The sequence below is a fragment of the Salinivibrio sp. ML290 genome, from assembly GCF_001995695.1.
GTDB lineage: Bacteria > Pseudomonadota > Gammaproteobacteria > Enterobacterales > Vibrionaceae > Salinivibrio > Salinivibrio siamensis.
Genome location: NZ_MUEY01000016.1, coordinates 48,904 through 63,689, shown reverse-complemented (window position 1 = coordinate 63,689; position 14,786 = coordinate 48,904). Strand labels below are relative to the sequence as shown.

Genomic DNA, 14,786 nt, shown 5'->3' with positions numbered 1-14,786 from the left:
CCTGGAAATATCCTATCCCTACACACTAAAGTGCGCGTCATCCAGGGATGTGGTTGAAGGGGGAGGAGGAGTAAGGAGGAGGGAAGGCGGATTATCCTAACTTGTCGACATCGATCACTGAACCAAGGCGTAATTGGTAACTGGGTTTCTTGTTTATCCCCTACAAAACGTCGAATAGATCACTATTAATAATTTCATTCATATCGATATGAAACTTTATTACACGAGGGGCAATGATCATAAATGTGACGTCAGATTGAATTATTTATAGGTAACCGCTCTAATAGCGACTCGTCTCATTTAACGGTGTTAGTTATGTCGGTTTGTTTCCCATCTCCTTATGTATTAGGGGCGCAATTACACCCATCAGGCTGTCGGTTTACACTGTATGCGCCAGACCAGGACGGCGTACATTTACTATTGTGGCATCAAGCGCACCAACCTCAGCGGATCGCTATGCACGAATATAAGCGCGGCTACTGGACACAAGATGTTGCTGATGTCGTTGCAGGGCAAGAATACAGCTTTGAGGTCTCACATGATGGTCAAATCTGGTGTGTGGCTGACCCTTATGCTCAGGCCATTACCGGCCCTTTAACCTATCAGCCTCCCTATACATCATCGCAAAGCACACAGGTTGCGCGCTGCCAAGTCGTCGATCACGACTTATTTGATTGGCAAGGCGTGTCATCGCCCCAACGCTCAATGTGCGACACCGTTATTTTCGAAACCCATGTTAAAGGGCTAACTCAACAGCACCCAGATGTCGCGCCAACACAGCAAGGGCGTTATTTAGGCTTGGTGTCACCAGCGATGTTGGCGTTCTATCAACAACATCAGATTAATTGCCTGCAACTGCTGCCGATTACCTGTAGCTTACCGGAGCCGCATTTACTCAGCCAGCAAAAAACCAACTACTGGGGCTACAACCCATACGTTTGGATGGCTCCGGATCCACGCTACGCGGAAAAAAATGCGGTTAACGAGCTGAAAACGGCAATACGCGAACTACACCGCCACGACATCGAAGTCATTCTAGACGTGGTGTTTAATCACACGGCGGAAGGCGGAGAAGGTGGGCCGATTCTTCATTATAAAGCGCTTGATCATGCCATGTACTTACATGATGGCCAACGGCTGCGCAACCATACCGGCTGTGGCAATACCATTGATATACGCCATTCTGCTGCAATGAAGCAGGTGCTCGACACCTTACGGATGTGGGTTACCGACTATCACGTTGACGGGTTTCGGTTCGATCTCGCCGCCACCTTAGGGCGAGACGGCGATACCTTTGATCCCCACAATGCCTTTTTCYATGCCATCGCCCAAGATCCGATCCTTTCTAAGGTCAAATTAATTGCGGAACCATGGGATATAGGCCCCGATGGGTATCAGCTAGGACAATTTCCGATTAACTGGGCCGAATGTAACGATAAAATCCGCGACATCACGCGCAGTTTATGGCGAGGAGAGCCAGGTATGCTACAGGATTTCGCCACGCGGTTGATGGGGTCACGCGACTTTTTCAGCGCAGCGTATTGGCCGGATCACCTACCCATCAACTACATCACCTACCATGATGGCTTTACCCTGCAGGATGTGGTCAGTTATGCCAAGCGGCATAATCACGCCAATGGCGAGAACAACCGAGATGGCCATGGCGATAATCGCTCCGCCAACTATGGTGTTGAAGGATCCACAAACAATACTGATATTATTGAGATAAGAACTCGGCAAAAACGGAATATGATGGCGAGCACCCTCTTCTCGCTGGGGGCGCCGCACATTCTAATGGCCGATGTTTTAGGGCACTCGCAACAGGGAAACAACAATGCCTATTGCCAAGACAACCCCATCAGTTGGTTAAACTGGCAAACGCAGGATCATGTTTGGTCAAACTGGCTTGCCACCATGATTGCACGTCGCAATGCTATCGTACCGCGCTTTATTGATGCGTTGAGTGGCACACAGCGCCATTGCAATCAGATTGAGTGGCGACATCCGAATGGCGATCCTATTCTCGATCATCAATGGCCAAGCCTGCAAGCACTCAGCTGTCAGATCACACTCGGTGCGCATCATTCTGACGCGGGTCAATCGCTGCTCATTGCCATTAACAGCGGCGACACCGCGCACAACCTACGGCTTCCACCAAATCATCAGTGGCGTATTGTCTGTGACAGCGCAACCAATGAAACGACTATCACCACACCCGAGCCATCCCTGATATTGGCAGGCAAGCACTTTGTAGTCTGTATTGACGGTGACTGGCTGTAGCCTAATATTACCCACATCAAGAAGGCAGCTAATGTTAGCTGCCTTTACTTTCGTGCTCTTGCTTCGCCTGAGGGCGTAACGCCTTAGCCTTTCACACCACCAGCAGTCAAACCACCCACTAACCAACGTTGGGCGAGTAAGAAAACACCTGTGATCGGTACCGCTGAAAGCACGGCTGCCGCCGCGAAGTCGCCCCACAGATAGTTCTGCGGATACAAGTACTGCTGCATGCCGACCGCCAAGGTATACGAATCAACATCCGACAACAGAATCGAAGCAACTGGCACCTCACCTACCGCCATGATAAACGACAGAATAAAGACCACAGCCAAGATAGGCACGGAGAGCGGAAGCAGCACCAGCCTAAACGCCTGCCATGGAGTGGCGCCATCCAGTGCTGCGGCTTCTTCCAATGAACCATCAATGCTCTCGAAGTAACCTTTAATGGTCCAAACGTGTAATGCAATCCCGCCCAAGTAGGCAAAGATCAAGCCACCGTGCGTGTTGAGCCCCAAAAACGGAATGTACTGCCCTAACTTATCAAACAAGGCGTAGATAGCCACCAATGCCAACACCGCTGGGAACATCTGGAAGATCATCATCGCGTTCAAGATGGTTTGCTTGCCTTTAAATCGCATACGCGCAAAGGCATACGCCGACGTCGTCGAGAGCACCACAATAAATAGCGATGTAATACCTGCTACTTTTACCGAGTTCCACAGCCACAACAGAACGGGGAATGGCGGTGGTGTAACCGAACCATCTGGGTTAGTTACCGGAAAACCCAACGCTAACTTCCAGTGCTCGAGTGATGGATTTTTCGGGATCAAACTCCCGGTGGCGAAGTTCCCTTCACGGAATGAAATCGCAATAATCATTAACAGCGGGAATAGGATCAGCGCCAAAAATAAGCACAAGCCAATATGGGTTGCCCAGACGCGATATTTTAAGGATTTACCTTGTACCATTGCCATATTTAGGTTCCTCAGTGCTCGTTTTTCTGCGTCATACGAAGGTTGATTAACGCCAGTGCCCCGACAATCAAGAAGATCAGTGTGGCGATTGCACTTGCCAAGCCAAAGTCTTGACCGCCACTGCCCTCAAAGGCGATGCGATAGGTATAGCTGACCAGCAAATCGGTATAGCCGGCAGGCTCCGTAGTGCCAATGCGATTTGGCCCACCTTCTGTTAACAGCATAATCATCACAAAGTTGTTGAAGTTGAAGGCAAAAGCAGCAATCAGCAACGGGGTTAATGGTTTAATCATCATCGGCAGCGTAATACGGGTGAAGTTCTGAATGAAATTCGCGCCGTCAATCGCGGATGCCTCGTAGAGATCATCAGGGATCGCTTTCAGCAAGCCCATACAGAGGATCATCATATAAGGGAAACCCAGCCAGGTGTTGACAGTTAACACCATGCTCCGCGCCAAGAAAGGGTCAGAGAACCAGTTCGGGCTAATGCCAAACAACGCTTCCAAGACCATGTTAATTTCGCCAAAACTTTGGTTAAACAAGCCTCGGAAAATCAAAATTGAAATAAAAGCTGGCACCGCATAAGGAAGGATCAATAATAAACGGTAGATCGATTTGCCTTTCAGCTCTTCCCACTGCACCAAGCTTGCCAATATCAAGCCAATAAACAGCGTGAATACCACGGTGAGCACGGAAAAGACAATCGTCCAAATAAAGATGCCAATAAACGGCTCTTTGATGCCCTCATCTGTCCAGACACGCTCAAAGTTATCCGTACCAATTTGCACCACATAACCGGGTGACACCGTGTCGCCAACAAATTCACCGGAGGCATCAACCGGTTGGTAATAACCTATCTCATCGTTAGGTTTGAGTGTCTCTCCGGTTTTATTGTTGATGAGTGTGCGACCATCATCCTGCAGACTATAGAGTGATTGAATAGCGGCGAACTTACGCAAACCACTCATGCGAATGGTTTTATCACCAGACAAGATCAGGTCTAATTCTCCAAGAGCATCACGGTTTTGAATCACATCGCGCAGTGACGCTTTTTGTCCCTCAACACTGTCAATTGGGCTGAGCGCCAAGTTTTCATCGTCAAGCGTTGAAAACTCAAATGGCTTGGTGGCATAGCGTGTATTCTCGCCCTCCACCACAATACGAACCCCTTTGTCAGTTTGATATAACGAGAAAGGATAGCTGTCACCACTTTGAAAGGTGCGCTCAAGCAATACCGATTGGGCCCGCTCAAAAGAGAGTTGATTTTTGGCGCTATAGTTGGTGAATGACAGCCCGACGGTATAAACCAACGGAAAAATAATGAAGAGGATCATCCCTGCGATACCTGGATAGATATAGCGATGGGCGTAGGTTTTTTTACTGCCAAAAATGTACAGGGCTAATGCGGTTAATACCACAGTTAACAGGGCAAAGGCGGTTTCACCACGCGAATACATCAAGACGGTGGCATAGCCATTGATAATGGCCACAGTAGCCAGTAACGCCCATTTTATGAACGCTTTTGTGCTACTGGGCAAAGAAGAGCCTGACGTTGTCATAGCTTGGGAACCTTGGACTGACTGCATAAGGAACGCTACTCACATAGTTTTTAAAAAATGCAGGGAGGCGAGCCCCCCTGCAGATAGAGCTTATTTGACCATTTGCGTTTCCGCATCGTCGAGTGCTTCCTCGACGCTTTGGCGGCCATCGACCACATTGATGATGGCGTTTTTGGCAGCCGCCCAGAACCCATTCATTTGTGGAATGTTTGGCATCACTTCGCCATGTTTGGCGTTTTCCATGGTCGCCGCAATACGGCTATCTTGAGCCAGCTCTGCTTGATAGGCATTCAGCGCCACTGCACCTAGGGGCTTATCAGCATTAACTGTCGCAAGACCTTCTTTCGTTAGCAGATAGTTTTCCAAAAACTCAACCGCCAGTGCTTTGTTTGGCGACGCGGTGCTAATACCGGCACTAAGTACACCCACAAAAGGCTTAGACGCTTCGCCTTGGAAAGTTGGTAAGGTGGTTACCCCGTAGTTGATGCCTGACTTTTCAATGTTGCCCCACGACCATGGGCCGTTGATGGTCATCGCTGTGTCGCCTTGGTTGAAAGAGGACTCAGAGACTGAGTAGTCCATGTCAGATGAAATCACGCCATCTTTCACCATCTGCTTCATAAAATGCAGTGCGTCATGTACGCCTTGGTTATTGATGCCAGCATCTTTTACATCGTAGCCATTAGCCGTTTGCTTAAACGCATAACCGCCATCAGCCGCCATCAATGGCCATGTAAAGTACGGTTCTTTTAGGTTCCACATGATGGCTGACTTACCTTGCTCTTTGAGCTTGGCATCCATCTCAACCACGTCTTGCCATGTTTCTGGCGGGTTAGGCACTAAATCTTTGTTGTAGATGAGCGAAAGAGATTCCACTGCCACTGGGTAGCCAACGTATTTGCCTTTGTATTTCACCGCATCCCAGGCAAAGTCGACCATGCCTTCTTTAAGACGCTCAGATGGACGAACCTCTGCCAGCAAGCCTGATTCTGCGTAGCCACCAAAACGGTCATGCGCCCAAAACACGATGTCTGGGCCATCGCCGGTTGACGCTGTCTGCGGGAACTTATCCTGCAAGCCATCAGGGTGAACAACGGTGACAGGTATACCCGTATCTTGCTCAAAGCGGTCGCCCACTTCGGCAAGGCCGTTGTAACCTTTGTCTCCGTTAATCCAAATCGTCAGTTGGCCTTCTTCGATATTGGCATTGGCGCCAAATGAACCCAGTGCAATCAGGGTACCGAGAGCAACAGCACTAAGTGATTTTTTCATCTTTCTATCCTTCTTCTACTGAGGTGTAGCACGATTCCATGGAGGATGAGCTGTATTTCACGGTCTATCATGGGTAATTCCCGAATATTCCTCATCATCCTGGCTTCTACGCCCTACCTCTATGCGAGCGAATTCGTGATCCATATCGCTCGTCGCTAATGATGCGGTTCACAAAAATAAACGGTACGTGATCAACTTCAACTAATTTGCTAATGATTTTGTGATGTACGCCCTCAAATCAATTTGGGGAGGAGATTATCCTCCTCCCCGCCTACTCCCCCTGTAATAAATGTCCACGGGAGGATGTGCCGCTTGCGCAGATACGCGACACTGCCTGACATCAAAAAAGCATCGGGTGGAATTTATCCAATGTGTATATTCAGCCACCAAAAAGCGTTCAACAAAAAAGATAACGCTCAGAAATGGCAGATATTAAATAGCACAGCCACCTATAATGCGTATTGAGCCGAATTAATGAAAAGCGATTGAGGGCGAGCGACATGGCAAGTGTCACGTTTAAAAACGTTTGTAAAGCGTATGACGACGATGTAATGATTTCAAAAAACGTTGACCTAGAGATTAAAGATGGCGAATTTGTTGTCTTTGTCGGTCCATCTGGCTGCGGTAAATCCACCCTATTACGCTGCGTAGCGGGGCTGGAAGATATTACGTCGGGCGATCTTTATATTGATGATCAGCGCGTCAATGAGGTTGAGCCTTCGAAACGCGGCGTCGGTATGGTATTCCAATCTTACGCGCTGTATCCCCACCTAAACCTCTACGACAATATGTCGTTTGGCTTGAAGCTCGCAAAAACCAACAAAGCGGAAGTCGATAAGCGCGTGCATCAAGCAGCAGAGATCCTACAACTCGGTCACCTACTCGACAGACAGCCCAAGTCATTGTCTGGCGGACAACGTCAGCGTGTTGCAATTGGCCGCACACTCGTGTCCCAACCTCGTGTATTCTTACTCGATGAGCCACTTTCCAACCTTGATGCTGGCCTACGCGTACAAATGCGCGCACAAATCACCAAACTACAACGCCAACTTGGCTGTACCATGATTTATGTTACCCACGATCAGATTGAAGCCATGACCATGGCAGATAAAATCGTGGTACTGGATGAAGGCCGTGTGGCGCAGGTTGGCAAACCGCTAGAGCTTTATCACTACCCACAAAACCGCTTTGTCGCGTCATTTATTGGCTCACCGAAGATGAACTTCATGAGTGTCTTTATTGAAGATGTCGAGCCAAATCGTGTCAAAGTGCAGCTCAGCGAAGGAGCAAGCTTCTGGATACCCGTCGATGGCAAAACCGTCACCCGAGGCGATCGTATGTCGCTCGGCATTCGCCCAGAGCATTTGGTGGCCGCCAAAGACGGTGATGCCAAAATTGAAGGAGAAGCCACCATTGTCGAGAAGCTGGGTAACGAAACGCAAATCTATCTCAACCTTGAAAGCGCAGACGCGGATGTGATCTATCGTCAGCTCGATACGGTGGAAATTGAGCCTGGTGAAAAATACGCCATTGGTATTCCAGCTCATCGCTGCCATCTATTCCATAGTGACGGTCGAGCGTGCAAGCGCCTGCATCGTGAAAATGGCGTCACCTTCGTTGATGAAGAAGATGCCGCATAACATCACCTCGTAAAAGACCACGACTAGGCCGCATTCGCGGCCTTTTTTACGGTATCAACTCAGCTCAGAGTGAAAAAGCGCCTATTTACAGGGCAAGCAATGAAAAACGCCAAGGGTTAACTTGGCGTAATCTTCTTCACTTTGTCGCCCAAACGGGCCATATGGAGTTGGTACCTTCACCCTTGCCAACGATAAAACACAGTGGCTAACGGGGGAAGATTCAGTGTCAGCGATTGAGGTTGATCGTGTACCGCGCTTTTATCGGTGCTAAGCGCTACGTAAACGGGGTATCCACTGCCCCAAAACGCCTCATCATCCGAATTTAAGACCAATTGGTAGTCACCACTCATCGGCACACCCAGCTGAAAACCATCCCGGGGTACAGGGGTGAAATTACTCACCACCAGCATCCGCGAGCCGTCATCGCCAAGCCGCTCGTGTGCAATCACACTGAGATCGGCTGCGTCTTTTAATCGCCACTCAAACCCTGCCGGATCGCAGTCGAGGCGGTGCAGCGCCGGCGTCGATACATACAGGTGGTTCAGCGCTTTCACCCATGCTTGGATACCTTGATGACGACCGTATTGCAGCCAATGCCATTCAAGCTGACTGTCATGGTTCCACTCTGCGGTCTGACCGATCTCCGCCCCCATAAAGTTAAGCTTTTTACCTGGCTGACCATACATATACCCAAGAAAAGCACGTAAGTTGGCGGTTTGCTGCCACTCGTCACCAGGCATTTTACCGATCAACGAGCCTTTTCCATACACCACTTCATCATGAGACAGTGGCAATACATAGTTCTCGCTAAACGCATAAACTAATGGAAACGTCAGCGTGTCGTGGTGATAGCGACGATACACCGACTCTTGGCGAATATAACTGAGACTGTCATGCATCCAGCCCATATTCCACTTAAACCCAAACCCAAGCCCGCCTGCATACGTAGGCGCCGATACTCCCGGAAACGTCGTCGATTCCTCGGCAATGGTCATCGCATTAGGAAAATAGTGATAAACAGACTCGTTCATCCACTTTAAGGTGGCGATGGCATCGTAATTCTCATTGCCACCATCCACGTTGGGGATCCATTGATCCTGTTCTCGCGAGTAATCGAGATAAAGCATGGACGCGACCGCATCAACACGCAGACCATCGATATGAAATTGATCAAGCCAATACAAGGCATTGTTTACCAAAAAGCGGCGCACATGCTCTTTACTCATATCGTAAAGATGACAATGCCAATCGTTGTGCCAACCACGTCGTGGGTCGGGGTCATGATATAGCGGAGTGCCATCGAAAAAAGCTAAACCGTGATCATCGGTAGGGAAATGCCCCGGCACCCAGTCAAGGATCACACCAATACCCGCTTGATGGCATTGGTCGACAAAATACTTAAAATCATCTGGCGAGCCATAGCGGCTGGTCGGCGCAAACAGGCCAACCGGCTGATAACCCCAAGAACCATAAAAGGGGTGCTCACTGACTGGCATTAGCTCCACATGGGTATAACCCATTTCTACCAAGTAAGGAACGAGACGGTCAGCAAGCTCACGATAGCCCAGGCACTGACCCGATGCATCTCGCTGCCAGGAGCCAAGGTGAAGCTCATAAAACGATAACGCTTGCGTGTGTTTTTCGGTGATGGGACGCGCTTGCCAGTGCTGGTCATGCCATTGATAAGCATGTTGATCATAGGTCAGAGAGGCAAAGGACGGGTATTGCTCGGCATACGCCCCGTAAGGGTCGGCTTTGTGCGGTAAGCACTGTCCATCGGGCCCCGTTAGGGCGTATTTATAGCGCTGCTGCATGCCAAGGTGAGCAATAAACCCGACCCAAAAGCCATCTTCAATCGGCGTCATGTAGGCGGCGTCGGCTTGCCAATGGTTCCAATCACCTATCACGCTGACTGATTGTGCATGCGGGGCAAAAACCACAAACCGAACCCCCTCGACCGCTTTACCCACGACGGGTAACGTCACCGGATGCGCGCCCATATACTGATGTGCAACGCTCGGGTTATATAAAGCAGCCATATCCATTGCAAAGTGATCAGGCTGAATAGATTGGGGCTGTATCGAATGGGAAGAATCTGGCACTGGAGGCTCCTTATACAAAAAAACGCTCCATCCTGTACGTGTTGGCTGGCACTGAGGATAGAGCGTTAGAGCATGGTATGGTGGTTACACCGTTTGGCGGCTCGCTTGCATACGCACCCGAGATAAATCTCTGGCAAGTTGATTGAGTTCGTCTCGACCAAACAGTGTCTCTAAACTGACCGAGAGTTTGCGTCGCCAGTTAGGGTATTCATCCACGGTTCCTGGAATGTTTACCGGTTTCTCCATTTCCAACCAGTCCTCCAGCTGGACGCTTAATAGCGCCGATTGGCCGGCGGCCACATGCAGTTGCAATGCGCGGCACAAGTGACCATCCATCGGCACATAACGGGCATCAGCGCCCACCCCATCCGGTAGCATGCCGTGCCAGCGCACGCTGTCTAATATGCCTTGTTTGGCTTTCAAGCGATCATCAAACAACTGCTGAAGCTGGGCCTCGTCCGGATAAAGGCCTAACTCTCGACCCAGTTTCAAATCGTCACAATGCCAAAAACCACGAATGGTTGGCATATCATGGGTGGATAGTGTCGCCATCGCTTGCTCGGTGTAATGTGCCGGAGAGATAAACCCACCATCATCCGCCGAGGTTTCAAAGAAGAAGACCTTGTAAGAATGCACACCCGCGTCAGCAAGCAGATCAACGATTTCATCTGGTACCGTCCCCAAGTCCTCTCCAATCACACTGCACTGATGACGGTGAGACTCAAGCGCTAAAATCGCGAGCATGTCTTTAACGGGATAGTACAAGTAGGCGCCCTCGGTGGCATTCTTTCCTTTAGGGATCCACCATAAGCGCAGCAAGCCCAGTACATGATCGATACGCAAAGCCCCGCAATGGCGCATGTTGGCCCGCAACAACTCGATGTAGGCATGGTAACCGGTATGTTGTAGCGCTTGCGGATCAAATGGCGGTAAGCCCCAGTTTTGCCCCCGAGGTCCCAACACATCCGGCGGCGCACCAATGCTAGCATCCAGTACTAACGGTGAATTATCCGACCAGGTTTCGCTACCCGCATCAGACACCCCAACAGCAAGATCACGGTACAAGCCCAACGACATCCCCTGCTCTTCAGCAATGGCCTGTACCTCTTCCATTTGACCTTCGGCAATCCACTGTAAGTACATGTACAGCTGGATATCATCGCTATGCTGCTCGATAAATGCTTGCGTCGCGGCATTTTCATAGCGACGATATTTTTCAGGGAATACGGGCCAGCCCCAAGCATGAGGGTCTTCCGCGCGTAAATATTGATGCAAGGCATCAAAGGTGGCTTGCTGTTTTAAGCTCTCTCCCCCTTTTTTGATAAAGTCTAAAAACGCACGGCCACGTCGTGTCTGTTGCAGTAGCTCGCGTTGCTTAAACTCTTGAAATAAAAGCGGTAGTACGGCCATCTTTAAGGCGGCGACTTCACTATAATCGACCCAATGCGTGTCGCGTACTGCTTGCAGGCGACGCTGGAATTCGGCACTGCCCACGAGTTGCTGGGCACGGGCGCTCAAACAAAACTCTCGAACGTTGCTCACATCAATATACAAAAGATTAAGCCAGCGGCGTGATGACGGACTATACGGGCTCGCGGCTTCTGGATTGGCAGGGAACAACGCATGAATAGGGTTAAGGCCAACGAAGTCCGCACCGCGTGACGCGAGCTCACTGACCAATTGTTTGAGATCGCCAAAATCACCGATACCCCAGTTATGAGGGGTACGCAGTGTGTAGAGCTGAATACTCGGCCCCCACATTTTCTTGTGTTGATCCAATTCTGGCTGCTTATAACATTGGGTGGGCGCCATGATGAGTGTCATTTGATACGGGGCTTTGCGCCGTTTACGTATCACGGAAAGGCGGTGATAGCCCCACGGTAGGGAGCAAGGCAGGCTAAACACCAATGGGCCACCATTACTGCGCTCATCGCGAACGATTTGTGACTGTAAGTAACCTTCAAAGCATTCGCCCTGTTCGGTTTCCAAACGCCAACTAAAGTCACTTTCTCGCGCACTGGTACCTAAATGAAGCGCAATTTCAACCGGCTCATTCTCCTGCACCACCTGCACAGGGGCGAGCACATCCGCTTTGTGTTTTTTCTCCGCCGACGCCAATAACGCCTCGTCGTTTCGTGTGTCATAGCCAAGTGACGTTAGTAAGTCATGTAAGGTACTGTCCGGCACAGCCGCTTCTGAGCCCCATGCACTGATATAGCGATCAGCGAGGTTGGCCATTTGTGCGACTGTCTTCAATGCAGATTCTTTCATCGCTTTCTCCGAGGGGTCTGCCCCCTTCTTTTATTGGGCAATATTGTTGTCATTATTGTTAGGTGGCAAGGCTCATTCCTTGCCACCGATAAGGTTGTTAACCCGTTATATTGCAGTTAGCGCTTAATCGCTTCTAACTGCCAAATGTTATTAACGTAATCGCGAATTGAGCGGTCTGAGCTAAACTTACCGACCAGCGCGGTGTTCAGAATCGCTTTACGTGCCCATTGCGACGCGTCACGGTAATCACGGTCAATGTCATTGTGTGCGCGCACGTAATCGGCAAAGTCAGCCAAACACAGGTACGGGTCGCCGCTACCCATCACGCTGTCAAACACAGGACGCAGGGCCCCTGGCTGACCTGGCGTGAACGTCTCATCCAACAAACTATCCAAGGCAGACTTCAATAGGGGCTGGCTGTGATAGACCGCTTCAGGCTGATAGCCTTTTTGGCGTAATTCGGTGACACCATCAACATCTAAGCCGAAGATATAGATATTATCGTCACCCACTTCTTCACGGATTTCCACGTTAGCGCCATCCATGGTGCCGATGGTAAGCGCGCCGTTGAGTGCCATTTTCATGTTACCCGTGCCAGACGCCTCTTTACCGGCCATAGAAATCTGCTCAGACACATCGGCAGCCGGAATAATGATTTCTGCCATGCTGACACGATAATCAGGAATGAAGACGACCTTGAGCTTGTCACCGACTCGTGGGTCATTATTAATGGTTTCAGCGACCTTATTAATCGCATAGATGATCGATTTTGCTAATTCATAGCCAGGCGCGGCTTTCGCGGCAAAAAAGACCACTCGTGGCGCCATGTCAAAGTTTGGCTCGTTAAGCAAACGCTGATAGAGCGAAATCACGTGTAACAGATTAAGGTGCTGACGCTTATACTCATGCAGACGCTTAATTTGTACATCAAAAATCGCATCGGTATTGAGGGTAATATCGAGGTGCTCTTTGACCCATCCTGCCAAACGCTGCTTGTTGCGCTTTTTGACATCCATGAATGTCTTTTGAAACGCAGTATCATCGGCGTATTGAGCAATCTGCTCGAGTTGCTCTAATTGCGCTGGCCACTGCTCACCGATTTTTTCACTGATCAAGTTGGACAAGTCAGGGTTACAGAACTTCAACCAGCGACGCGGTGTGATGCCATTGGTCACATTTTGAATGCGGCCTGGGTATAGCGCGTCAAACTCTGGGAATAAATCACGCTTAACTAACTGAGAGTGCAACGCCGCAACGCCATTTACCGCATAAGAGCCAACCACACATAGATTCGCCATACGCACCATGCGCTCACCTTTGTCGTCAATCACTGACAACACCTGCTTTTTCGCCACATCGCCGGGCCACTTCGCTTCTACCTCTTGCATGAAGCGATGGTTAATCTCAAAAATGATCTCCATATGACGCGGCAGCAAGCGCGCAATCAACGCCTCACTCCAGGTTTCCAGCGCTTCGGGCAGTAAGGTGTGGTTGGTGTAAGCAAAAGTACGACTGGCGATTGACCACGCCTCATCCCAGCCCAGACGATAATCATCCAGCAATACGCGCATCAGCTCAGGAATCGCGATGGTGGGGTGGGTGTCGTTTAATTGAATGGTTTCATACTCTGGCAACGCCGCTAGAGCATGACCTGCCTCTAGGTGACGACGGAGGATATCTGCGACCGAGGCGGCACTGTGGAAGTACTGCTGCATCAAGCGCAGCGTTTTACCTGCGTCGTGGTTATCGTTCGGGTACAAGACTTTGGTCAAATTACCCGCATCGATATCAGCTTGCTGAGCATGGGTGTAGTCGCCTGCATTAAAAGCATCAAGCGCGAACGGTGTCAGTGCTCGACCTTCCCACAAACGCAATGGGTAAACGGTGTTGCTTTGGTAACCGACAATGGGTAAGTCCCAAGGCATTGCCTGGATTTTCAAGCTCGGAACCCATTGACGATAGGTATGCCCTGCTTCTTCAACGACCTCAACATGGCCATAAAAGCCGATAATTTGGGATAATTCAGGACGTACCAGTTCCCAAGGGTAGCCTTCTGGCTCACGCCATGCATCAGGTGCCTCTTGCTGCGCCCCTTCATGAAAAGACTGACGGAAAAGCCCATATTCATAATGTAATCCGTAACCCACTGCCGGATACTGCTGTGCCGCCAAAGAGTCCATAAAACAGGCCGCCAGACGTCCCAAGCCGCCATTACCCAGAGACGGATCACGCTCTTGTTCGAGTAAATCCGTTAACCCAAGCCCAAGCTCACTCACGGCCTCAGCGATAGCATCGTACAAGCCCATGCTAATGAGGTTGTTCCCGGTTAAACGACCAATCAAGAACTCGAGGGATAAATAGTTAACACTTTTCGCTTGTTTAATGGCTTGATCGTGTTCAGTGGCCACCAAGTCACTCGTCGTGTGTTCGGCTAATGCACGGCCCAGCGCGAGGTACCAATCACGCAGTTGAGCAGTATCTGGTGCGTGACCTAGCTGGGTTAAGTGTTGAACCATACTGATTTTAAACGCACTTTTATCAAACGCATGTTGCTGTTTTGGTGTCATGTCGTTGCTCTCGATAATGGAATGAAACCTTGATGGTTAGTCATCCTGCCCAACCCGAGCACGGCAAACATCCTCCCACGTCGTTCTCATCAAAGGAGGAGACCACAGGGCGTAGAGAGCC

General features: G+C 50.0%; 7 protein-coding genes and 1 pseudogene. 2 read left to right on the top strand and 6 right to left on the bottom strand.

All coding sequences use genetic code 11. The annotated features are described in order from the left end of the window. The first annotated feature begins 315 nt into the window (after nt 1-315). Nucleotides 316-2,280 carry a glycogen debranching protein gene (locus BZG23_RS13580; protein ID WP_077607256.1) on the top strand — a complete coding sequence of 655 codons (1,965 nt, stop codon included), beginning with the start codon at nt 316-318 and terminating at the stop codon, nt 2,278-2,280. 83 nt (nt 2,281-2,363) lie between these two features. Here the strand turns inward: BZG23_RS13580 and malG are convergent, their stop codons facing one another. From malG to malE, 3 genes are all read right to left on the bottom strand, one after another. Then, nucleotides 2,364-3,254: a maltose ABC transporter permease MalG gene (gene malG / locus BZG23_RS13575; RefSeq protein WP_046075898.1), complete on the bottom strand. Its 891-nt coding sequence runs from the start codon at nt 3,252-3,254 to the stop codon at nt 2,364-2,366. An 11-nt stretch (nt 3,255-3,265) separates the two neighbouring features. Then, the gene (malF, locus tag BZG23_RS13570) at nt 3,266-4,813 is read right to left on the bottom strand and encodes a maltose ABC transporter permease MalF (protein ID WP_443216291.1); all 1,548 of its coding nucleotides are present in this window, start codon (nt 4,811-4,813) and stop codon (nt 3,266-3,268) included. Between the two features lie 90 nt (nt 4,814-4,903). Beyond that, nucleotides 4,904-6,085, bottom strand: coding sequence for a maltose/maltodextrin ABC transporter substrate-binding protein MalE (malE, locus tag BZG23_RS13565; protein WP_077607254.1), 1,182 nt, complete (start codon nt 6,083-6,085; stop codon nt 4,904-4,906). 500 nt (nt 6,086-6,585) lie between these two features. Between malE and malK the strand changes: the two genes are divergently transcribed. Further along, nucleotides 6,586-7,725 (top strand): maltose/maltodextrin ABC transporter ATP-binding protein MalK, encoded by a 1,140-nt coding sequence (malK, locus tag BZG23_RS13560; protein WP_077607253.1) that lies wholly within the window; start codon nt 6,586-6,588, stop codon nt 7,723-7,725. A 176-nt stretch (nt 7,726-7,901) separates the two neighbouring features. Here the strand turns inward: malK and glgB are convergent. The 3 genes and pseudogenes from glgB to BZG23_RS13545 all read right to left on the bottom strand — a co-directional run. After that, a pseudogene (glgB, locus tag BZG23_RS13555) lies at nt 7,902-9,755 on the bottom strand (1,4-alpha-glucan branching protein GlgB); the annotation flags it as partial. A gap of 156 nt (nt 9,756-9,911) precedes the next feature. Beyond that, on the bottom strand, nt 9,912-12,098 hold the full coding sequence (gene malQ / locus BZG23_RS13550; RefSeq protein WP_077607252.1) for a 4-alpha-glucanotransferase: 2,187 nt from the start codon (nt 12,096-12,098) through the stop codon (nt 9,912-9,914). A gap of 116 nt (nt 12,099-12,214) precedes the next feature. Then, nucleotides 12,215-14,665 carry a glycogen/starch/alpha-glucan phosphorylase gene (locus BZG23_RS13545; RefSeq protein WP_077607251.1) on the bottom strand — a complete coding sequence of 817 codons (2,451 nt, stop codon included), beginning with the start codon at nt 14,663-14,665 and terminating at the stop codon, nt 12,215-12,217. Nucleotides 14,666-14,786: the final 121 nt, after the last annotated feature.

Bases quoted from the DNA above. Each gene is read 5' to 3' on its own strand.
- BZG23_RS13545 (WP_077607251.1), bottom strand. From the start codon at position 14,665: ATGACACCAAAACAGCAACATGCGTTTGATAAAAGTGCGTTTAAAATC.
- malG (WP_046075898.1), bottom strand. From the start codon at position 3,254: ATGGCAATGGTACAAGGTAAATCCTTAAAATATCGCGTCTGGGCAACC.
- malQ (WP_077607252.1), bottom strand. From the start codon at position 12,098: ATGAAAGAATCTGCATTGAAGACAGTCGCACAAATGGCCAACCTCGCT.
- malE (WP_077607254.1), bottom strand. From the start codon at position 6,085: ATGAAAAAATCACTTAGTGCTGTTGCTCTCGGTACCCTGATTGCACTG.
- malK (WP_077607253.1), top strand. From the start codon at position 6,586: ATGGCAAGTGTCACGTTTAAAAACGTTTGTAAAGCGTATGACGACGAT.
- malF (WP_443216291.1), bottom strand. From the start codon at position 4,813: ATGACAACGTCAGGCTCTTCTTTGCCCAGTAGCACAAAAGCGTTCATA.